This window comes from Neptunomonas sp. XY-337 (assembly GCF_004959845.1).
GTDB lineage: Bacteria > Pseudomonadota > Gammaproteobacteria > Pseudomonadales > Balneatricaceae > Neptunomonas > Neptunomonas marina.
Genome location: NZ_SPLL01000004.1, coordinates 196,068 through 218,248, shown reverse-complemented (window position 1 = coordinate 218,248; position 22,181 = coordinate 196,068). Strand labels below are relative to the sequence as shown.

At 52.1% G+C, this 22,181-nt stretch carries 18 protein-coding genes and 1 tRNA gene; 11 read left to right on the top strand and 8 right to left on the bottom strand.

From position 1 onward, the window contains the following. The first annotated feature begins 69 nt into the window (after window positions 1-69). From E4L36_RS11000 to E4L36_RS10990, 3 genes are read left to right on the top strand one after another with little or no spacing between them, the layout of a single operon-like run. Window positions 70-972 (top strand): phosphate/phosphite/phosphonate ABC transporter substrate-binding protein, encoded by a 903-nt coding sequence (locus tag E4L36_RS11000; RefSeq protein WP_136680649.1) that lies wholly within the window; start codon window positions 70-72, stop codon window positions 970-972. Continuing rightward, entirely contained in the window at window positions 969-3,116 is a 2,148-nt protein-coding gene (locus E4L36_RS10995) for an EAL domain-containing protein (protein ID WP_136680648.1), read from the top strand. Before E4L36_RS11000 ends, E4L36_RS10995 begins: the two co-directional genes overlap by 4 nt. After that, a complete protein-coding gene (locus E4L36_RS10990; RefSeq protein WP_136680647.1) occupies window positions 3,103-4,023 on the top strand; it encodes a hypothetical protein in 921 nt (306 codons plus the stop codon). Before E4L36_RS10995 ends, E4L36_RS10990 begins: the two co-directional genes overlap by 14 nt. Before the next feature lie 18 nt (window positions 4,024-4,041). Here E4L36_RS10990 and E4L36_RS10985 read toward each other — a convergent pair whose 3' ends face one another. Beyond that, the gene (locus E4L36_RS10985; RefSeq protein WP_136680646.1) at window positions 4,042-5,061 is read right to left on the bottom strand and encodes an acyltransferase; all 1,020 of its coding nucleotides are present in this window, start codon (window positions 5,059-5,061) and stop codon (window positions 4,042-4,044) included. Beyond that, window positions 5,048-5,755 carry a GDSL-type esterase/lipase family protein gene (locus E4L36_RS10980; protein ID WP_136680645.1) on the bottom strand — a complete coding sequence of 236 codons (708 nt, stop codon included), beginning with the start codon at window positions 5,753-5,755 and terminating at the stop codon, window positions 5,048-5,050. Before E4L36_RS10980 ends, E4L36_RS10985 begins: the two co-directional genes overlap by 14 nt. Before the next feature lie 162 nt (window positions 5,756-5,917). On the opposite strand from E4L36_RS10980, the gene E4L36_RS10975 reads away from it, so the two are divergent. From E4L36_RS10975 to E4L36_RS10965, 3 genes are all read left to right on the top strand, one after another. Then, a complete protein-coding gene (locus E4L36_RS10975) occupies window positions 5,918-7,777 on the top strand; it encodes a thiamine pyrophosphate-dependent enzyme (RefSeq protein WP_136680644.1) in 1,860 nt (619 codons plus the stop codon). A gap of 1 nt (window position 7,778) precedes the next feature. Next, window positions 7,779-8,378, top strand: coding sequence for an indolepyruvate oxidoreductase subunit beta (locus E4L36_RS10970; protein ID WP_136680643.1), 600 nt, complete (start codon window positions 7,779-7,781; stop codon window positions 8,376-8,378). Window positions 8,379-8,474: 96 nt separating this feature from the next. Next, complete coding sequence (locus E4L36_RS10965; RefSeq protein WP_136680642.1) at window positions 8,475-10,121, top strand: EAL domain-containing protein; 1,647 nt, start codon at window positions 8,475-8,477, stop codon at window positions 10,119-10,121. Here the strand turns inward: E4L36_RS10965 and E4L36_RS10960 are convergent. From E4L36_RS10960 to hisB, 6 genes are all read right to left on the bottom strand, one after another. Then, entirely contained in the window at window positions 10,110-11,057 is a 948-nt protein-coding gene (locus E4L36_RS10960) for an ornithine cyclodeaminase family protein (protein WP_136680641.1), read from the bottom strand. The genes E4L36_RS10965 and E4L36_RS10960 overlap by 12 nt on opposite strands. Before the next feature lie 86 nt (window positions 11,058-11,143). After that, window positions 11,144-14,230 carry an efflux RND transporter permease subunit gene (locus E4L36_RS10955; RefSeq protein ID WP_136680640.1) on the bottom strand — a complete coding sequence of 1,029 codons (3,087 nt, stop codon included), beginning with the start codon at window positions 14,228-14,230 and terminating at the stop codon, window positions 11,144-11,146. Then, window positions 14,230-15,243, bottom strand: coding sequence for an efflux RND transporter periplasmic adaptor subunit (locus E4L36_RS10950; protein ID WP_136680639.1), 1,014 nt, complete (start codon window positions 15,241-15,243; stop codon window positions 14,230-14,232). Before E4L36_RS10950 ends, E4L36_RS10955 begins: the two co-directional genes overlap by 1 nt. A 132-nt stretch (window positions 15,244-15,375) precedes the next feature. Continuing rightward, a complete protein-coding gene (gene hisF / locus E4L36_RS10945; RefSeq protein WP_136680638.1) occupies window positions 15,376-16,149 on the bottom strand; it encodes an imidazole glycerol phosphate synthase subunit HisF in 774 nt (257 codons plus the stop codon). 38 nt (window positions 16,150-16,187) lie between these two features. Next, window positions 16,188-16,832 carry an imidazole glycerol phosphate synthase subunit HisH gene (gene hisH, locus E4L36_RS10940; RefSeq protein WP_136680637.1) on the bottom strand — a complete coding sequence of 215 codons (645 nt, stop codon included), beginning with the start codon at window positions 16,830-16,832 and terminating at the stop codon, window positions 16,188-16,190. Further along, entirely contained in the window at window positions 16,833-17,426 is a 594-nt protein-coding gene (gene hisB / locus E4L36_RS10935; RefSeq protein ID WP_127693493.1) for an imidazoleglycerol-phosphate dehydratase HisB, read from the bottom strand. Between the two features lie 194 nt (window positions 17,427-17,620). Between hisB and E4L36_RS10930 the strand changes: the two genes are divergently transcribed. From E4L36_RS10930 to E4L36_RS10910, 5 genes are all read left to right on the top strand, one after another. Continuing rightward, a complete protein-coding gene (locus E4L36_RS10930) occupies window positions 17,621-19,759 on the top strand; it encodes an AsmA family protein (RefSeq protein ID WP_136680636.1) in 2,139 nt (712 codons plus the stop codon). A 3-nt stretch (window positions 19,760-19,762) separates the two neighbouring features. After that, a complete protein-coding gene (mutY, locus tag E4L36_RS10925; protein WP_136680635.1) occupies window positions 19,763-20,815 on the top strand; it encodes an A/G-specific adenine glycosylase in 1,053 nt (350 codons plus the stop codon). Between the two features lie 16 nt (window positions 20,816-20,831). After that, a complete protein-coding gene (locus tag E4L36_RS10920; protein ID WP_127693490.1) occupies window positions 20,832-21,104 on the top strand; it encodes an oxidative damage protection protein in 273 nt (90 codons plus the stop codon). A gap of 59 nt (window positions 21,105-21,163) precedes the next feature. Continuing rightward, window positions 21,164-21,239 (top strand) — tRNA-Phe (locus tag E4L36_RS10915). Window positions 21,240-21,401: 162 nt separating this feature from the next. Next, window positions 21,402-22,178 (top strand): ABC transporter substrate-binding protein, encoded by a 777-nt coding sequence (locus E4L36_RS10910; protein ID WP_136680634.1) that lies wholly within the window; start codon window positions 21,402-21,404, stop codon window positions 22,176-22,178. Window positions 22,179-22,181 lie beyond the last annotated feature (3 nt).

Below are 22,181 nucleotides of genomic sequence, written 5' to 3'. Positions count from 1 at the left end.
TTATGGTGCCAGCACGCTGTTGATAGCGCCCGAGATGCTGCCGGTTTCTCTTTATTTAGGAAGTTGAAGATGCGAACAGGTTTTTTTAGAGCCACATTGTTATTGATGATTGTTGGGTGGCTCGGCTTTTCCCAAGCATATGCGCGGCCTATCGTGCTGGCACAGGTCAGTGATCGCCCTAAAAAGGACTTCAAACAGCTGCGCCCGATGGCAGCGGAAGTCGCAAAACGATTAAGCCAATACGGCATTACAGAAGGGCAAGTTCAGCTATACCCTAGTTTAAAAGAGCTGACCCTCGCCATGCAGCGAGGTGAGGTAGATTGGGTTACAGAGACCCTCTACTCCGCCGCTGTTTTAGTTGCGGAAGCCAACGCCAAGCCGCTGGTGCAAAAGTGGAAGGGCGGAGATCACGAATACCGCAGTTTCCTTTTCACCCGCCGTGATAGTGCACTGAATAACCTGAATGATCTTGTGGGCCGCTCGGTTGCCTTTGAGCATCCGGCATCATTCAGTAGTTATTATCTGCCACGTCATCTTTTCGATAGCCAAGGTCTTGTTACTCACTATCTTGAGAACATCCGGGCGCACCGAAAACCGGATGTGGTCAATTTTCTTTTCAGCCGCAATGAGAAAAACAATGTGCTTTGGGTTGAGAAAGGGCTTGTTGATGCAGGGGTCATCAGCGAAGCGGATTGGAAGGATGAAGCGCGCGTCTCTGCGCAGCAGCGCCAAATGTTCAAAGTGATCCACCGCTCAGAGTTTTACCCCAGAGCACTGGAGCTTGTTAGCCCTCATTTAGATGCGCAGGTTGCCGAGGGTTTACGATCGGTATTGCTAGAGATGTCACCGGTCGCTGATAGCGACGTGATGGCGCGTTATGAAGGGACAACGGGCTTCAGCAAAATCTCCAACCACCTTTACCGGCAGTTGGAAGAGATCTATCAGCACCAAAAGGCGTGGGGCGTGAATTGAAAGTTTCACTCGCGACTCGCTACGGTGTGATCTTTGCGCTACTCGCAGCGCTAATCGGTAGCGCCGTTATGCTTGTTAATTTCTATTACCTCGAACGCTACTCTCAAGAATCAACCAGCTTTGCCCAGCAACAGCTGACCGCGGTGATGGAGAAACAGCTCATCAATGATGCTGAGATTGTCACGGAAACGATCGCAAACAATATTGATGTGTCGGTATATAACTTGGACTTTAGCGAGATGTACCGCCAGCTCAGTTTTTTAAACCAAGAGGGCGATGTCCTCTATGCGTTTATATACGACAGCGACTACCGCATCATCCATGACAATACCGCGGAGGCAGTGCGCTTTGGCCAACCGGTAAGGCCTTGGCTACCTGACACCGTACCGCGTGATTTTAGCGAGTACACGCAAAAACGTGGCCGTTTTGTGCATGTTGGGCGCTATATCACCGCAGGTGGTGAACGTATCGGGATGCTGAATGTTGCGATCAGTTATACCGGAGCGGAGGAGGATATTCGCCAGTTTACCGCGGGGTTGGCGAGTAAAAGCCTGACGTTACAAAAGCAGATCACAACGTGGCTGCTGGTATTGATCTCGGTTGGGCTGTTAGTTGCGGGTATCGCTGTTTTTATCTTCTCTCGGCGGTTGTTGTCACCGTTGCGCGCATTAGCAGAGTACTGCCGCCGTTACGCTGATGGCGATAAAAACATGGTGTTCTTATTAAAGCGTGACGATGAGATAGGCCAACTTGCCGAAGCGTTAGAAGAGATGCGCACAGCCATTGCGTTGTCACAATCTAAGATTGAGGCACTCGCTTATCAAGACCCGCTGACCCTACTGCCGAATCGGCGCCACTTTAATCGTGCCATCGAAGATATGATTAGCACATCACGCGAACGCCGCCGCTCGGCTGCGGTGGTGTTTATCGACTTAGATCGCTTTAAAGAGGTGAACGACACCGTTGGACACGTGCTTGGCGATCAGCTTCTCAAAGATGCAGCGCAACGCTTGATGCACTGTTTGCGGGATCTTGAAGGGCACTATCTCAACAAGCCTGAGTTCTACCTTGCCCGCTTAGGGGGCGATGAGTTTGTACTGTTGGTACAAAACTATAGTGATAAAGCCTATTTACGCACGATAGCTGAGCGTATTTTGGCAAACTTTAAGGCGCCGTTTACCATGGATGAGCACCGCTTTTCCCTATCGGCCAGCGTAGGTATCACCCTATATCCTGACAACGCAAACAACGCCATTGATCTGCTTAAGCAAGCGGACATAGCGATGTATGACGTGAAAAGCTCTGGCCGTCATGGTTATCGTTTTTACGACGAGCGTATGGATGTGGATGTGGCCCATGACTTGATGATCCGCACCGATATTCTCGAAGCGCTCACAACCGGCCAGCTTGTCTTGGTGTATCAGCCCATCGTGAATCTAAAGACAGGAGGTACCGAAGGGGCTGAAGCGCTGATTCGCTGGAACCATCCCAAAAAAGGTCTTATGAATCCCGCCAGCTTTATACCGCTCTTGGAGAAAAGCGAACTCATTGTGCCCTTGACGCTGTGGGTTTTGCGGCAAGCCTGCTACGACCTGAAACACGCGTTATTGCCGCTCAAACCCGATTTTAAACTGTCGGTTAATGTCTCGGGTAAAGCAACCGAAGACGAGATGGTTCGTCACGAAGTGACCGAGTTGATGCAGCGCTATGAGATTCCACTCAACTGCTTACATGTCGAGCTAACCGAAACGAGTTTGATGGAAAACTTAGGCACCTGTACGCGTACGTTACAGGCGTGGAACGATGCGGGCGCTGATATCTGGGTGGATGATTTTGGGACAGGGTATTCGTCGTTGAATTATCTGCATCAATTACCCATCAATGGCCTCAAGATCGACCGTAGTTTTGTGGAAGGTATGGATGATCCCGCTTCGTTACGGATCGTTGAAACCATTATCAATTTAGCGTCGGCACTGCATCTAGAGATCGTCGCTGAGGGGATCGAAACAGCCGAACAGCACAAAACCTTGAAGCGGCTCGGAAGCCACTGTGGGCAGGGCTATCTGTTTAGCCGACCCATTCCTTTGGATGAGTTTAAAGCGTGTTTAGTCGCCGAAGTAGAGAGAACGAATGAAACGAGCTAATACAGCCACCGCTGCAACGCTCATGGTGTGTTCGCATCTTGCGGTTGCCGGAGAGTGGGAGCTAAAAACAGATGCCACCTATCGTGATGGTGCCCGGCTGGATCAGACCACATACGAGGCTGATGGCAGCTTCGATAAGCGTAAAATCAAAGAGAAGCACAGTAAGGAGTTTGAAACCCAGCTAGCCCACTACTGGCTCTATCAGGATGATTTGAAGTGGGGTGTGCGGGCGGGACATCGCTATAAAACACAGCGCGACCGAGAGCTGCAGCTTAAAAAAAGTGGCAAGGTCAAAAAAGACAAAAGCCGCACTGAGATTGATCGCACGACCTACTTGGGATTAACCGGTGAGGCCAGGGTGTATCAACAGTTGGGTGCTGATGTATGGATCGCATCGTTCTACTACGATCATTATCTGCAGCGTGAATACAGCGCACATCGTCTTGGTAAAGACGCCAACGACCGTCGGGGAAGCGTATCAGGCTATGAGTGGCAAGCTCGCCTGTACGCTGAGTATTCGACTCCGTGGCCAAGCATCTTTGTACTGCCTTACGTACAGTTTAAGGAGGAGCGTTTAGGGCTATGGTACAACAGTGCCCGCGACAAAGTTGAAGAGGCCGAGCGAGAACTCCAATACGAGGCGGGTATGTCGCTGAGTTGGGTGATGCCAACGCCGGGTTGGGAGCTCAATATCGGTGGGTACTGGCAGCGTGAGCGTGATGCCGAGCGGCGTGAAAATGAATCACGTTGGACATGGCAAGATGACGAAAACGGCGTGGCACGGATCGTTTTAGAGTATGAAGCACCGATGCCAGGGTTCGAGTTTGAGGCGCGTCTTGAAGAGACGCTGCGCGGCCCAGAAGAGGGCAAGCAGCGCTTCAATGTAGAGTTAAGTTACGAGTTTTAATTAGGGGCGTGATCGAATCTATCGCGCCGCTACAGGTTTAATAGGACTCTGTAAAAGTTTTTTGAAAAAGCGCCCGCCTGGGCGCTCAACATATCGAGTCAATACACTGGCCAGCAGAATTGAGCAGATAACCGCAATCAAAATGGCTAAGTCGGGCGCCATGCCTTGTGCTTCGAGCAAGTAAATCACCTTAAAGCCCAGCATCTGGTGGGTGAGATATAGCGTGTACGAAATGGCACCCATGTACAGCAGCGCTGGGTGCTTGAGAAGCGTTAGCTGCCCGCGAATCGCGAGTAAAAACAGCGCGAAAAACGCGGTAAAAAAGATAAAACTGGTGACGCTTACACAGATGAGCTCTAGCACCAAGCACGCGATTAGCGTTGCTATGCGCAGCACGCTAAATCCATGATGATAGATCTGATAAAACACAATCCCCGCCATAAACGCGTTGGTGTACTTTAGAACGCCCAGCAGTTGCAAACGCCATGGAATCTCGAAGCCTGTATAGGGCAGCAAAAAGTTGGCTAACATTGCGCTGAGCCACACTATGATCAGATACTCCATCGCGTGTAACTGCCTTGATAGAAAGATCATGAGCATTACAAAATAAAAGCTCAACTCAAATGCCAAGCTCCAATAGACTCCGTCGACGGATGGAATGTAGAAAAAGGCTTGCAGCATCGACAAGTTTACCAGTAGCTGTGTCATGGTTAGCTCCTGATTAGGCAGCGGTGCAAAGTAGCCCACAGAGAAGGTGATTAACACAGCGACCCAGTATGCTGGAAAGAGCCGACAAAAACGCGACACGAGAAAATCTCGTGATGAAGTGCATTTTTCGAGGGTCATAAAGATGACAAACCCCGAAATCATGAAGAAAAACTGCACACCATAGTCGCCATAAGGAAGCGAGAAAAAAGGTATCTCGTTATGGTGATAAACATGCTCATACCGCAGCGTAAAGTGATATAGCACGACAGCGAGTGCTGCGAGCCCCCGAAAGCTATCAAGTTCTTCAAATCGTTGGCTATTGGTCAGCATTTAACCTCTCCATTACGGCCTGCTTAAGTACTGCATAGCCTTGTGCATTCAAATGAATGCCGTCTGGTTCATAAAGGGAAATGTCGGTTTTACCTCGCTTGTGAAAATGTGAGGCAATATCGAGCGGCTTGCAGTGTTGGTAACGAGCGCACACTGAAAATGAGTCTTTATTTAACTGCTTGATGGCCTGGTTACTTATGTCAGTTTCCTCGGACGTTGGTAATACCGAGATCAGGTGAATCGGGACACTTGGAGGAATGCGTTTAATCACTTCCTCAATATGACGAGCGGTACCCGTTACTTGTCGCATCAGGTCATTGATGCCAACTAGCAGAAACACGTGTGATGCAGCATCGAGTGAGTGCATTCGCTTTGTGCGCTGCGCCAAGAATTCGGAGGTATCGCCTCCTATACCGAAATTTTCAGCCGGTTGAGGGAGGTCAGCAACAGACATTCCCTGTGTAATGCTATCACCAATAAAGAGAATGGCCCCAGCGGGTGTATTATCATCGCGGCGCCGTAAATGACCTGCCATTTCATGCTGGAAATTCGTTACAGCGGGAGGCTTATAAAGCCCTATATTTTTCTGAATAAGCTCAATAAAGTTACTTTTAGCTAACACCGCGCCCATCGCCAGTGTTAGCAGGATGCAATAGAGCCATAAGCCCCAGTGAATTGGTGTCTTCTTCTGCATTCTCTTGGCCTGCTGGCTAAATAATCTCGATGTTCGACCTTCGCCTAGTTCCCGAATTTTATTGATCTATATCTGCATAAGTAGATACCCCTAAATCGTAGACTCGAACCACTGCTGCTTATTTGCAAAGCGCGGCACCTAGGTCGAAAGGGGGTCAGAACGATGTCAGCTCAAGAACAAAATCTTATTAATCAGGCCTGTTTTGTCTCAGGTAATGAAGCGGTTGCGCTCGCAGCCCGGGATGCTGGCTGCCGAGTTGCTGCGGCATATCCGGGCACACCTTCGACCGAAATTCTTGAGTACATATCCCATTATACGGATGTGTACAGTGAGTGGTCTATTAATGAGAAAGTCTCGCTGGAGGTCGCGATTGGTGCTTCGTTAGCTGGTAGTAGAGCCCTCTGTGCAATGAAGCATGTGGGCATGAACGTCGCTTCTGATGCGTTGATGACGCAAACACTGATCGGTGCGGTTGGGGGTCTTGTGATAGTGGTGGCAGATGATGTGGGCCTATCTTCATCTCAGAACGAGCAGGATTCACGCTATTGGGGCCGCTTTGCCCACCTGCCGGTACTTGAGCCGAGTGATGCTCAAGAGGCGTATCAGATGGTCCGGGAAGGCTTTGCGCTTTCTGAGGAGTACCAAGTTCCGTTTATCGTCCGCTTAACGACGCGAATTTGCCATGTTAAAGGGCTGGTGCGCTGTTATCCCGCTGAGCTCGCCGCGCAACAGGGGGCTTTTGAGAAAGATGCATCGCGGTACGTGATGGTACCGGGCAATGCTAAGCAGCGCTTGCCGTTAATGTTAGAGCGTGACGCAAAGCTGCGTGCTCTGGCGGAACAAACTACCCTAAACGCAGTGCAGCAGGGATCTGATAAGCGCGTCGGTTTTGTTACCTCTGGTGCGGCATATTGCCATGTGAAAGAGGCGTTTCCAGAGGCTCCTGTGTTGAAGCTGGGCTTAAGTCATCCTGCGCCGCTCGACAAAATCGCGGAGTTTGCTAACAGCGTAGCGCAGTTAGTGGTGGTTGAAGAGGTGGAGCCGCTGCTTGAAACAGAGCTACGGGCAGCGGGGGTTGAGGTTATCGGTAAAGAACATTTGCCGCGCATCGGCGAGCTCACGCCAAGCGTGTTGTTACCTGCGGTGAAGCCGCTGCTCGGCGAAACCTATAGCAGTCCGAATCTGCAGTCGTCAGTTTTTCCGCGCCCGCCTACGATGTGTGTGGCGTGCCCGCACTTGGGTATCTATTACTGCCTATCTCATGTGAAGAACACGATTATCTCAGGGGATATCGGTTGTTACACGCTTGGCGCAGGACACCCATGGAACGCACTGGATACCTGTATCAGTATGGGGGCTTCACTCAGTGTTGCTCAAGGGTTGGATAAAGGGCGTACTGCAGCCGACGAGAAGAAGCGTGTCCTAGCGGTTATAGGCGATTCCACCTTCTTGCACATGGGGATGCAAGGCTTGCTCGATATCACCTATAACCGTGGCAACGTGACGGTGTTGCTGCTCGATAACCGAGCTGTTGGTATGACCGGAGGGCAAAACGCACCCTCCTCTGGTTTGAACTTGCAGGGCGATGAAACGATTCGAGTCGACTTCCGCAAGTTGTGCGAAGCGTTAGGTGTTCGTCCGGAGCGTATCCGTGAAGTTAACCCTTATGAGCTGCCGACTTTATTTAAGGCGTTACGTGAGGAGGTGAAGGTTGAAGCGCCATCGGTCATCATCACCAATCAGCCTTGTGTGCTCACTGAGCGTTACGCGAAACAGCCGCCACTGGCGGTCAACGCGGATGATTGCACCGGCTGCGGGAATTGCCTTGATGCGGGATGCCCCGCTATTCATGTTAGCCACCGCGAACAGGTGATCAAACCGAACGGGCGCGAAAAGACGCTTGCGTTCGTGAAGATCGACAGTGCCGCCTGTACTGGATGTAACCTGTGCTTAGAAACCTGTGCGCCAGATGCCATCGTTCCACTTGGAAATGTTAATCGAATCAACGCAGTGGAGGTGTGAGATGTCTGGTGTTTTCAATATTCTTGTAGTTGGGATAGGCGGGCAGGGGGTCATGACCGCCGCAGATATCATCGCTCATGCGGCCATTGCAGAGGGTTTAGATGTCAAAAAAACTGAGGTTGCTGGCATGGCGCAACGTGGCGGTGTGGTGACATCCCATGTGCGGATTGGCAAACAGGTGCTGTCACCTGCCATCACTCCCGGAGAAGCCGACATTATGTTGGCCTTTGAGCCAGCAGAAGCGCTGCGTTGGGTGAGCCATATGCGTCCGGGGGCGACGGTCATGGTAAACAGCTATCCGCAAAGCCCACCGGTCGTATCGATTGGACTATTCGATTATCCCGAGGCGCCGGAACAGCAGCTGCGTGACTCGCCTGTGAATGTGATCAGCTTTGATGCTGGACAAATGGCGATCGAGTTGGGTGACCGTCGTTTGGTGAATTCCATCATGCTCGGCGCGATTGCACCGCATTTGCGCTTGAATGAAACCAGCTTAAAACAGGCATTGTTGGGGCGCTTCCAATCGAAAGGTGAGCGTTTACTTGCGCTCAATGACCAAGCGTATCAGGCAGGGCATAGCGCGGCAGAAGTGGCGGCTTAGCATTGAATTCCGCTTAGTCCCGTTATAGTGTTGGCTTATTGACACATTGCGCAACTGCCAGTTATTGGCTGGATGTCCAATCGATAAGGAGTTCGCTTGACCAATCAGCCTTTGTCACGCCCTAGCGGGCTTCGCGAGCTGGGCCGGCTCAAAGAGTATGTGGTACCAGCTATCTTCAGTCTGACGATGACTTTTATCATCGGCGCCGCTTTTCTTTTTGATCAAATCAAAGAGAGCAAAGCTGAGCGTTTGCACGGCTTGCAATCACGCGCTGAAGTCACCGCCCAATGGATCGACCAAAACTTTAGTGAGATTAATCAGCAACTGATTGGTTTGGAGCGCTTTGCTGGCCGCTGTGATGATGAGGTCTTGTTTCAAATGCGCTCGACCCTCTTTTCGTTATCGCAAGTGGTCGAGCTAGGCTTTGTTAACCCGACAGGGGAGCTTGATTGCACCAGTTGGGAGCAGTTGGATCAGCCGCTCAAGGTATCGAAAGCGCCGCAGCAGTATGGCCTGCGCTTTCTCGGCCCGTTGGTGGTTGAGTTTATGCGCCAGCCCGCGTTTGTATTAGCCCGCACCATCCGCGATCAAGGCGAGATCAACGCGCTGTTGCGGGTCAGTTGGTTACGCGAGCAGATTCGTAACCGCACTAGTAATCTTGGGTTTATCGCGCTAATCGATAGTGATACCGGTGTGCCCATCGTGCTAAATGGCGATTACACCTTACCGCTCAACTCCAAAGAGAAGCTGTTTCCCGTCGATGGGATCCATACATTCGAGGGTATATTTGATAACGGCCGAGAGCAGGTTATCCACTTTGCGCCGTTGCTGACATTACCGCATCTCAGTGTGGTTGTGAGCGATGAATCGAATGTGTTGTACACCAATTTAGTGACAGTACAGCCGATGTGGTTCTTGGCGGGTAGTGGTGTCTTCCTGTTTTTCCTCGCGCTTTCGATACTACTACAGCGTTATATTCTGAATCCCGCTCATCAGCTAAAACATGCCATTCAACAGCGTGAGTTCTTTAACCTTTATCAGCCTTTACGATGCTCTGAGACAGGTCAGTTAGTTGGTGTGGAGGTGTTGGTGAGGTGGCTCCATCCAAGTGAGGGCCTAAAAAGTCCGGTTACCTTTATACCGGAGGCTGAAAGTACCGGGCTTGTTAAACAGATGACGGCCTTGCAGCTAGAGCAGTGTGCAGAGGAGTTGGCACCCGTGTTAGCCGAGCTCCCTGAGCTTTGGGTGCACGTTAATATCAGCGCGCAGCACCTGATCGATCGCCGCTCCATCGAGCGCTTCATTGCGTATAAGCAGAAGATACCGGGGCTGGTGCTGGAGATTACCGAAGGTCATATGTTGGCGCTCTCATCGGACCTGATTCGTCAGTCCCTACAGCAGTTGAAAGCGGCTGGCGTGCGGATTGCCATCGACGACTTCGGCACCGGTTATTGCGGCTTAAGCTACTTGCGTGAGCTTCCTGTGGATATCCTAAAAGCGGATAAGAGCTTTATCGCCGCGATGGGAACGGATGCCGTCAATGCTGATGTTCTCAAAACGATTCTCACCTTAGCGCGTCAGCTTAACCTGACCACCGTCGCCGAAGGAGTGGAGACGGCAGAGCAGGATCAACAGCTCCGCACCATGGGTGTTGATCTTCAGCAAGGCTGGCATCACGGTTACCCCATGACCGCGGAGGCGCTGCTCAATACCCATCTTCGCGCTGACACATCAAGCGGTTGATGCTTGGTACACCAGATACGCTGCAGCAAGATCGGATAGTGCACTACCGACCGATTTAAACAGCGTGATATCGTTGTGCTCGGTGCGGCCCTCGATTTTACCGCGGCACAGGTCGGCCAGTTCGCCCAGTACATGGGCCTCGGTAATCTCTCCCTCCTGCAGCGGAATTAACAGCTCTCCGGCTTCATTTAGTACGTTCAGGCGGCTATCAACAAAAACCTGTGCCGTAGCAACCGTGGCTGAGTCGCACTCACGGCGATCACGATGATGGTTGCCCACCAGATCGATATGTACACCTGCGCGGATATCCGCATAGCTAAACAGGGGTGTCGGCGAGCCTGTGGCGCAGCTGATAAGATCAACTTCCGGCACTATCTGTGCTGGATTCTCGATGCTGATGACATCGCAATGGGGCAGGTGCGCCTTTATATCAGCAACGGTTTTGGCGGTTTTATCTTCACTACGGCCCGCGACATAGATGACTTCGATACTAGGGCGCACCGCCGCGTGCGCGCGTGCCATAAAGGGGGCGAGGCGCCCCGTGCCAAACAGCAACAGGCTGCGGCAGTGAGCGCGGGCAAGGTAGTCCGCAGCTAGCGCAGAGGTGGCTGCTGTGCGCCACAAAGTCAGCTCGGTACCATCGACCACCGCTAATGGCGCGCCAGTATCGCGTGAAAACAGCAGCACTTTAGAGGCTAAAATGTCATGTCCAAGCGCCGCGTTATTTGGAAAATGGGTGAACGCTTTGACGCCGATGACGGCATCATTCCAAGCAGGTAACAGGGCAAAGGAGTCTGCTTGATCGGTGCCATTTGGTAAATGGAAGAGGCTGCGCTGGGGCATCCCGAATTCACTCTCAAAGGCATGACGCAAGGCTGGAATCAGGGTGTCAAACGTCAGTGTTGCGTTGATGTGTGGTGCGTCAATCACGCGCATCGATACTCTCCTCTACGACACGATAAGTACTTAAAAGCGCAAGCTCCCTTCAGCAGACAGCGCGAGAGCGCATTTGCTCCGCGCGGCTATACCATTGGTACGCTTTTCTTATGTTTTCGGCTCATAAACAGTCGATAGAGCAGCGGAACAACAAAGAGCGTCAGCAGTGTAGAAAACGCCAATCCACAAACGATAGAGGTGGCAACCGGCCCCCAGATCAACGACTTACCGCCCAACCCCGTCGCGAGAGAGAAAAGGCCAGCAATCGTGGTTAGCGAGGTGATCAAAATAGGGATAACACGGCGCCGAGCAGCATAAAGCGTTGCATGTAAGACACTCATACCAGCCGCCAAGCGCTGATTGGCGGCAGAGATCAGCACGATAGCGGCATTGACGGCGATACCCGCAAGCGCCACAACACCGTAAAGTGTGTAAAGGCTCAAAGGGTTACCTGTGAGCCATAAACCCAGTACGACGCCGGTAAAGGCCATCGGCACCGTTGCAATGATCATAAAGGGCTGCCAGTAGCTGGAAAATTGCGTGCCCAAAATCAGATACATCAAGCCCAATCCAAATAGAAACAGCACGGCAATCGAGTCCATGCTTTCTTGGATATCATCCAGCTCGCCAGAGAAATCGAGGTTAATGTTAGGGTAACTGGCTTGCAGCTTTTCTTCCCACTGTGCCACTAGCCACGCGTTTGCTTGTACAGTATCCATACCGCCCTCGACGAGATCCGCCTCCACGGTGATAGCGCGGCGGAAGTTATAGTGGCGAATATTTCCTAAACTCTTCGCGTAGCTGGCATCGACTAGCGCTGATAGCGGGATCAAAGCACCTTGGTTATCAGGAATACGGAACTTCAATAGATCATCGATATTGGCATAATCTCGAGAGTTAGCGCGCACACGAATCTCGAGCTTTTTGCCCTGCGATTGCATATCCGCAACCACTTCGCCATCCACCAACAGCTGCACAGTGCGCATTACATCACTGGGCTGTAAACCTGCGGTCGTGATAGCGCTGTAATTGGGTTTGACCGTTAACGTCATACGACCGGCGCCGGCATCATCGCCTATATCCCGTATATCGGGCTGTGTGGCGAGGATGGCTTGGAGGTCGTTTGCGGCGCGTCGAATCTCAGCATAGTTGTCGCCGCGCACCTTGACGCTAATTGGCTTAGAAACGGGTGGCCCGCCTGCCATACGCAAAAATGAGATGCGCAGTGGCCCAGCCACTTGCTGTACCGCATCTCGCATACTATCCATCACGGCATCCACATCACGGCTTTCGGGCGTTTTCGGGTTTAAGCCGACTAAAATTTGCCCGTATTGGTTGCCGAAGAAGGGCTCTGTCTCGGTGAACATCTGGCCGGCATAAGTGGCCACGGCACGAGCTTCATCGGGCGCTAGGTGGCGCTTAACAATCGCCTCTACTTCGATCACTTTGGCTTGGGTTTTTTCCAGCGGATAGTCGGGTGGCATCTCCACGTTGACATAAAATAGACGCAGCGGGTCTGAGGCAAAGAAGTCCATCTTGATCTGCCCTGAGGCGATCAATCCTCCGGTGCTGACGACTAACACCCCTATTCCCATGAGCGTGAGCACAGGACGGCGCAAGCTGCGCAGCAGCAGACGTAGGTAGGTACGTTGAATTTTTGCTGTCATCCGCTCACGCAGCTGTTGGGAGCGTTTGGGTTGGGTGACATTGACGTTGGCGACGACAACGTGGGCCGGCAGCATCCAGAACGCTTCGAGCAGCGAGATCGCCAACGCCAGTGTGACAACCATGGGAATGACGCGCATAAAGTCGCCAAGAATACCCGGTAATAACATCAACGGTAGAAATGCTGCCATCGTTGTTAAGACCGCGCTCAAAACAGGCTGAGCAACTTCATGTAGGGCATTCACTGCTGCGGCTAGCGGTGCTTCGCCATGTTGCAAGCGATAGTAGATCGCCTCAACAACCACGACAGCATCATCTACCAGCATCCCTAGCACTATGACGACACCCAATAGCACCACAACATTGAGGGTTTCACCCATCATCCAGAGTACCCAGAAGGTGCCTGCCAAAATAAAGGGGATCCCGATGGCTGTGAGTAGGGCGATGCGAAAACCTAAGAACAGCCACGCGACCAGCAACACCAACAGTAGCCCGATGGCGGCATTGTTCTGCATAAGATTGATCGCTTCTCGGGTCGGCACGGTTTGATCGTCCACCAAGGAGAGGTGCACTCCCGTCTCTGCAGTGAGCGCATTGCGGTCTGCTACGTAGGTTTCAACCCGCTCCACAAGTGAAAGCGTATTTGCGCTGTCTTTCTTCATTACAGCCATCAGCACGGCGGGTTGGCCATTCACCGTGGCGAGTTGCGCCGCTTGCTCTCTGGCGCGCACGACATCGGCAATACGCTCAAGTCGAATCTCACCCACTTGGGTGGTGAGTGGCAAAGCTTTGATGGTATCGGGCTGTTCACTGCGGCCAACCAGGCGCACGAGCCAGCTTTGGTCGCCAACATTGACGCTACCGGCAGAGATATCCCTAAACCATTGCGCCACGGCATCCGACACCTGTGCTGGATTGATGCCGAGGCGTTCCAGCTGCGGCAGATCCAAGTTGATGTGAATTTCCGGGTCATCTAATGCGATGGCATCGACGCGATCGACCCCTTTGATGCGCTCAAGATCGTTTTCGATATTCACCGCTTGGCGGCGTAGATTCTCATCCCGAGCCGGGCCTGTTACGGCCACCATGACGCTTGGGAAGGCGTTGGCTGAGGTGATCTCTAAGATAAATGGATCACTGGCTTGTTCGGGGAGTTCATCTTCGGCGTTTTGTATCTCGCGGCGGATTGCACTCAAGTGTTTGTCGAAGGTGCGCTCGTCAATATCGTTAAAGCGGATAAGCAGGCTTGAGATGCCTTCGCGGCTGTTGGATGAGACGAAACGAATGTCGGAAATCCCCTGAACCGCCTGCTCTAGTGGATCAGTTACGCGGCGTTCGACATCGCTGGCACTAGCACCCGGTAGCGCCGTAACGATACTGATCCAGTTAAAGTTAATCGTGGGGTCTTGTTGGCGTGGCAGCATTTGATACGCGATGATGCCAATGGCAAGCACCAATACAAAGGTCAAGTTCGCCAACACATGGTTGGTCAGTAGGCGTGACCACATTAGCGTGACTCCAGCTGCTTAACAGTGATGGCAGCGCCATCCTCCAGACCATGTTGCCCCGCGACAATAACGTATGTGTCTGCGGGTAAATCGATGATCGTGCGCTGGCCTTCGCGGGCATTTGGCAAAGGCAGAAACTCAGCTCGGTCGTTGTTTGCGATCATGACACCGAGCTGTTTGCTGCGGCTAACCAGCAAATGCGCGGGTAAGGCGCGCGTTGTTAGCTGCCAAACTAATTCGCCTGTTGCTCCGCTGGTGGCCGGTTGCTGGGTAAAGGTTAAGCGTATCTCTTGGGTGCGCGCGCTGCGCTGGATCAGCGGCACGGTTTGGCGAATCTTGACGGGATATTGGGTATCACCAAGTTGGAAGAAAACCGCCTCTGCATCTTGCAAGGTGGCAAGTTGCTCGCGGCTTAGTGCTGCGCTTAACTCGGCTTTGGTGGGGTCGAGTACTTCCAACAGTGGCGTTCCCGCGACGACATAACCGCCTAGTTGGTTCATTACGCGGGTGATAACCCCGTTAAAGGGCGCCGTTACTGCACAGCGGCTGAGATCAAATTCGGCTTGGGCAATACGCGCTTGTTGCTCGCTGACTTGTGCACTCAACGATTGGAAACGCGCCTCACGTTCATTCAATTGCTCTTGCGAGGTGCTGCCACTGCGTTTTAGCTGTTTGGTTCTGTTGAGCTGTTGCTGAGCCAAGCGGCGCTCACTTTGCAGGCTCCGTAAACGCTGCTGATATTCCGTTAGGCGCAGTTTTGCCGGCGTGCACTCTATCTGGGTGAGTTCGTCTGCTTTTGCAACGATATCGCCCACTTGCGGTAGGGCTGCCGTTAAACGCCCGTTGCGCTCGGCTCTGATGGTGATGAGATAGTCATTTACCACCTCCGCTGGAGCACTATCGCTCACTGGTTCAGCAACGGCGTGCCATGCTTCTATCTCGACAAGGCTTGCCGCGTGCAACGACTGACTCATCAATAATCCCAATAGCGCGGCAATGGTAAAGCGGCTCATCACGGTAGTCCTTTCTCTGATGTGAAAGAGGATGATACTAAAGTTTAGTGACACTTCCAGTAACCATGCGGATAAATGTTGAACAATAAAAAAGGAGAGCTAAGCTCTCCTTTTTTATTGCTTGGTAACGACTTACAGGCGAACTTCGATACCGCGCTCTTGCATGTAGCGTTTGGCTTCAGGAATGCTGTATTCGTTGAAGTGAAAAATGGATGCCGCTAGCACGGCATCGGCTTTCCCTTCGATGCAGCCTTCAACCAGATGGTCTAAATTTCCCACCCCGCCCGATGCGATGACCGGAACGTTAACTGCCTCAGAGATCGCACGCGTCAGGCCGATGTCGTAGCCGTTCTTCACACCGTCTTGATCCATGGATGTCAGCAAAATTTCGCCCGCGCCAAGGTCTACCATCTTGCGTGCCCATTCAATCGCGTCAATCCCCGTTGGCTTACGGCCACCATGGGTAAAGATCTCCCAGCGTCCGGGCTCTTCTTTTGCGGAGACGCGCTTGGCATCAATCGCCACGACGATACACTGGGAGCCAAAGCGCTCAGCGGCTTCGCGTACGAAATCAGGATTGAAGACCGCTGCGCTGTTGATCGATACTTTATCGGCGCCAGCATTCAGCATGGTACGGATATCGTCACAGGTGCGGATACCGCCACCGACGGTAAGCGGAATAAACACTTGCGATGCCATGCGCTCCACCGTCTGTACCATGGTGTCGCGCCCTTCGTGCGTGGCCGTGATATCTAAGAAGGTGATCTCGTCTGCGCCTTGCTCGTCGTAGCGCTTGGCAACCTCTACAGGGTCACCAGCATCGCGTATATCAACAAATTGCACCCCTTTCACAACGCGGCCGTTCTCCACGTCCAAGCATGGGATGATGCGTTTTGCTAATGCCATCTAAATTCTCCGTTATAGCGTTGCAGAACAATTAAGGACTAGAACTGTCCATCCCAATTGAGGAAGTTTTTCAGCAGCTGTAAGCCCACTGTATGGCTTTTCTCCGGGTGGAACTGCACGCCAAAGACATTTTTATGTGCCAGCGCGACGTCAAAGTCCACGCCGTAGTGGCAGCGGCCAGCGACTTGTGCTGCTTGCGCCAACTTTACGTAGTAGCTGTGGACAAAGTAGAAGCGGCTACCCTCATCGAGGTTGTGCCAAAGTGGGTGATCGATGCTTTGTTGTACTTCATTCCAACCCATGTGAGGGACTTTCAAGCGCTCCCCTGCTTCTTGCAGGTCGTTGCCGAAGAATTTCACTTGGCCATCAAACTCATTGAGGCAATCAACCCCACCGTTCTCTTGCGAGTGGCTCATCAACGCTTGAAAGCCAACACAGATGCCTAAAAAGGGGCGGCCAGAGCGGATCGCTTCAGCGACCTCTTTGTCCACATCTTGGCGGTAGATTTCAGCCATGCAGTCGCGAATCGCGCCAACGCCTGGTAGCAGAACACGGTCGGCCTCGGCAACGACTTTAGGGTCGTTGGTAACTTGTACTCGGACATTAGGTTCAACGTGTTCTAGGGCTTTAGCAACGGAGTGTAAGTTGCCCATGCCATAATCGATAACAGCGATGCTGCTCATTTACAGCACTCCTTTTGTGGATGGCATCATGCCAGCCGCGCGCTCGTCATGTTCGAGTGCCATGCGCAGTGCACGGCCAAAGGCTTTGAAAATCGTCTCGGCCTGGTGGTGCGCGTTGAAGCCTTTGATGTTATCGATATGCAGCGTCACGCCTGCGTGGTTCACGAAGCCTTGGAAAAACTCCCAAAATAGTTGTGTATCCAAGCGGCCAATCGTGGCGCGCGTGAAGTCGCACTTAAAGTCCAGCCCTGGGCGGCCCGAGAAATCGATCACAACACGCGAGAGTGCTTCATCTAGTGGCACATAAGCGTGGCCATAACGACGAATACCTTTTTTATCGCCCACGGCTTTGTGGAACGCTTGGCCGAGCGTGATGCCGATATCTTCAACGGTATGGTGGTCATCAATATAGATGTCGCCATTGGCTTCGATATCGAGGTCGATTAGGCCATGTCGAGCGATCTGGTCCATCATATGCTCTAGAAATGGCACGCCAGTATCGGCACTGAATTGGCCGGTGCCGTCGAGATTAATTTTAATCTTAATCTGCGTTTCCAGAGTTTCGCGATACACTTCTGCGATGCGCTCAGACATGCTGTTCTCCACTGATACTGAGGTAAAAAAGCTATTATATAGCGAGCCGCTTAAGGATGCACCGCACAACAGCGCTGTGCGATGTAGAACTTAAGCACGGGCTGGTGCGTGCCTTAACCTGTGGTTCACATCCCTTGGGCACCCTAATACACTACGAAGCATCGTCATAGGATGATCGAATAAAGGAGTTTGGTATGGGAAAACTGCTCAAAGGGTTGGTTGGTATTGTTGCTGTTTTGGTTGTGCTCGTGGTCGCTGCAGGTGTAGCACTTGGCTTATTAGTAGACCCAAATGATTACAAGCAAGAGATTCAACAGGCAGCACGTGATCAAGCGGGTGTTGAACTAGAGATTTTGGGCGATATCGGTTGGTCGGTTTTCCCGCGTTTGGGTTTGTCGGTGAGTGATATAAAAGCCGGTTTCGCTGAACGTGATACCTTGGCGCAGTTAGTGAGCGCCAATGTTGCCGTGCAACTGCAGCCGCTGCTCTCTGGCAAAGTTCAGATGAGCGCCGTGTCGATTGATGGTTTGCAGCTGTATCTGAATCGCGATAAAGCGGGGCAGGTTAACTGGCAGGGGAAAAACCTTCCAGCGCAAGCTAAAACGCCTGAAACAGAAAAAACACCTAAAACTGAATCAGCAGAGCCACAAACTGCTGCGTTGCCTGCTGAGATCGACATCGAGAGTGTGACCGTCTCAAATGGCGTAGTGGTCTACCAAGATGCCCAGTCTGGCCAACGTTTTGAAGCTAAGCAGATCAACCTAACAACAGGGCGTATCCAAAATAACCAGTTTATCCCCGTCACGCTAGCGATGCAGGTGGCGCAACAGGGCGCGGAGCAACCGCTCAATATCGGACTGGAGACGCAAGGTGAGTTGCGTTTTGATTTGGCAGCTCAGAGCTATCAACTACGCGGTTTTAATGCCGTAACTGAGTTGTCAGGCGCACAAAACCTTACCGCTGAAACGGCGTTTGATCTGAGTGCCGATATGGCCAAAGGCGCAGTGAGTGTTAACCCTCTCAAGCTTTCGGTGGGTGATCTCAACGTGACTGGCCAAGTGGCGGTAACCGACCTTGAAAAGATGGCGCTGACAGGAGAGCTCGCTGTAGCACCCTTTGCGTTAAATCCGCTGCTGAAAAGCTTAGGGCAAGCTGAGCTTGAAACGGCGGGGGATGTACTGCAAAAGATTAGTTTATCCACACGCTTAGAAGGCGATATTGCGCGCATCAATGCTAAAGATCTACAAATTGTTGTGGATAACACCACGCTTAAAGGTACCGCGGGTTTTGCCACGGAATCAGGGCGTATCTTTGCCGATCTTAAGGGTGATGCGATTAATCTGACAGATTACTTGCCGCCTCAAGCGGCCAGCGACTCTCCCGCTGACGCACAAGCAAACAGCCAGCAAAAGAGTGGCGAACGTTACTCAAAAGCCGAGGTTATTCCCCTTGCGCCGCTGCAGGCACTGAACATGGATGTGCAACTGAAGTTTGCCAAGGTTCAACACGATAAGTTACAGCTGAGCAATGTGGATGTGGCGATCGACGCTGCTAACGGGTTAGTGAAAGCGCCACGTATCAATGCTGCTGTGTTTGGTGGACAAGTGAGCAATCGGATTACGCTGGATGCGCGTAAGAAACCGCTGACGATTCATAGTGTTAAATCGGTCAAAGGCCTAGATCTGGAGCAGATGCTAACTACCTTGACGGGCGATGCGCCCATTACCGGGACGCTGGAAACACGCTCTGATGTGCGCATGAGTGGCCAATCAGTGCATAGCTTTGTTAACACCCTCAATGGTACGGCCAATGTCGCGCTGAGCAACGGCGTGGTGAAAGGGATCGATATGGCGCAGCAGATGTGCCAAACAATGAATAATCTGACGGCGCTGGGTTCACTGCAAGCGGCGGGGCAGGTGGACCAATCAACGCCCTTTGCGAAGATGGGTGGCCAGTTCAATATCCGCAACGGCGTGGTGAGTAACAAAGACCTCAAAGTCAGTTTAGATGCGATCGAAGCAACGGGGCGCGGCTCTGTGAATCTGCCCAGCGCGCTTATTGATTATCGCTTAGGGCTGCTAATTCAAGAGAATCTCTTCAAGAAGAGTTGCTCGGTGAACAACAAAATTCAAGGGATTGAGTGGCCAGTAGATTGTAAAGGCGCGTTTGATACGCCCCCTGCACAGCTATGTAAACCCGATCTTTCAGTGATCAAAGATATCGTGCGTAACTCAGTTAAAGAGAAAGCGGAAGATAAGCTTAAAGAGAAGCTGGAAGAGAAACTTAAAGACAACGAGAAGGTAAAAGGGCTGTTAAAAGGCCTATTTAAGTAGTTAATGACACCCTCACAATTCCATGACGCCGTGTTGGAGTGGTTTGACCAACACGGCCGCCACAATCTTCCTTGGCAGCAGCGTAAAACAGCCTACAACACGTGGATTTCCGAAATTATGCTGCAGCAAACGCAGGTAAAGACAGTTATCCCTTATTATGAGCGCTTTATGGCGCGCTTTCCCACCGTGGAAAGCCTAGCCGATGCCGATACCGATGAGGTCTTACACCTCTGGACGGGGCTTGGATACTACGCACGTGCGCGCAATCTGCATAAAGCGGCTCAACAGGTGGCTTATGAGCTGGGCGGCGTGTTTCCAGATACCGTTGACGGCCTTGAGGCCTTGCCCGGCATTGGCCGCTCGACTGCAGGGGCCGTGCTATCTATCTCTACCGGTAAACGCGCCGCAATACTAGACGGAAACGTCAAGCGTGTTTTAGCCCGTTTCTATGCGCTGGAAGGTTGGCCGGGTACCACGGCAAATCAGAAAGCGTTATGGCACTATGCCGAGCAAAATACACCGCATAAGCGTGTGGGTGATTACACGCAAGCGATGATGGACCTTGGTGCAACGCTATGCACGCGCTCTAAACCTAGCTGTCTGTTATGCCCGCTGCAAAGCGACTGTGAGGCATTAAAACAGGGTGATCCTGCGCATTACCCTCATCCCAAACCACGCAAAGCGATACCCGAGCGCAAAACCTACATGCTGTTGCTGCAAAACGCCCAAGGCCACACATTATTGCAACAGCGGCCGCCAACGGGTTTATGGGGTGGATTGTGGTGTTTACCGCAGGTGGATGACCTGCGCGACAGCGATGCGGCGCTCGGTTTGCCGCTTGATCTAGATGCAGTTGAGGTGCTTGAGCCATTGCGCCACACCTTTAGCCATTTCCATTTAGATATCACCCCAGTGAGGGTTGTGCTAAATACCCCTACAGATCGTGTCATGGAAGCTGCGCCATCACTCTGGTATAACATACAGCAACCGCAGAATGTTGGGTTGGCGGCGCCTGTAAAGCGCTTGCTGGAAACATATGCCCGCAGCAATGATTAATCTGGAGAAGAACACCATGAGCCGTACAGTGATGTGCCGTAAATACCAAACTGAGCTGGAAGGGTTGGACAAACCGCCGTACCCAGGTCCGAAAGGTCAGGAGATCTTCGAAACGGTCTCTAAAAAAGCATGGCAAGCGTGGTTGGACCACCAAACGATGATCATCAATGAAAAACACATGAGCCTGATGGATCCCGCGACGCGCACCTTCTTGCAGGAGGAGATGGAGAAATTCATGGATGGTGGCGAACTCACTCAGGTTGAAGGTTACGTACCGCCGAAAAATTAATTGCGAAAAGGTGCTTGACCTCATTCGTAGGATGGGGTTTAATACGCGCCTCTTGAGTTGCCCAGATAGCTCAGTCGGTAGAGCAGGGGATTGAAAATCCCCGTGTCGGTGGTTCGATTCCGCCTCTGGGCACCATTCAAGAACTCTTTTTAGAAGCCTCGCTAATCGCGGGGCTTTCTTGTTTTTAGCGTTAAGCTACTGTTGTCCGTGAATCCTTCTCAAGTTGCAATGCTTGCAATCTGCCATTCCCGAGTAATGCTTAAAGAACCCAATCGCTCCACTTAATATGAGGCACGTATGCTCGTTCGCTATTGCTGCATACTACTTTTATTGGTTTCTACGGCGGCTGCAGGCGTTGTAGGAAATGCCGATGCGCGCCCGCTGCACCTGTTGACGCTAATGGACTTTAGGCCCTTTAGCTGGTGTGAAGATGGTGAAGTAAAAGGTGCTGACCAAGCGATCATTAAGCGCCTATTTGCCCGTATCGGACGGCCCGTAACGCTGGAGTGCTTACCTTGGAAGCGCGCGCTGTCGATGGTTGAGAGTGGCAGCGCAGATGGCCTTTTTGCGGGCTATCGTACACCCGAGCGTGAACGGTTTGCTGATTTTCTGGCCAAGCCGCTGCACTACAGCAAATTTAAGGTATTCGTGTGTAAGAGCGCTCCCTTTCCCTTCGAGCAGCTAACTGACCTTCATGGGCGTCGTATCGGCTTGCAGTTGGGCTATTCAGTTAATCCTCAATTTGATGCCGCGCGCGTAAGTGGCAAGGTTGATGTGCAGGAAGCTTCGGATACCTATAGCGGTCTTGGTATGTTGATGAATGGCCGTGTGGAAGCCTTTATCGGAGGCGAAGAGGCGATCTGGTATGCAGCGCATAAGATGCGCCGCCAAGATGAGTTGCTTATGCTTGAGCAACCCTTGCATCCTGCCCGCCCCGCGTATCTGATGTTATCGAAAGCCGCGCCGATTGATGATCGTGAGCAGTTGATCGATGCGCTGAATCAGGCGCTTGAACAGATGTGGCAGAGCGGTGAGGTGGAGGCTATTATCGACCGCTATGTCGCGGCTGATTAAATC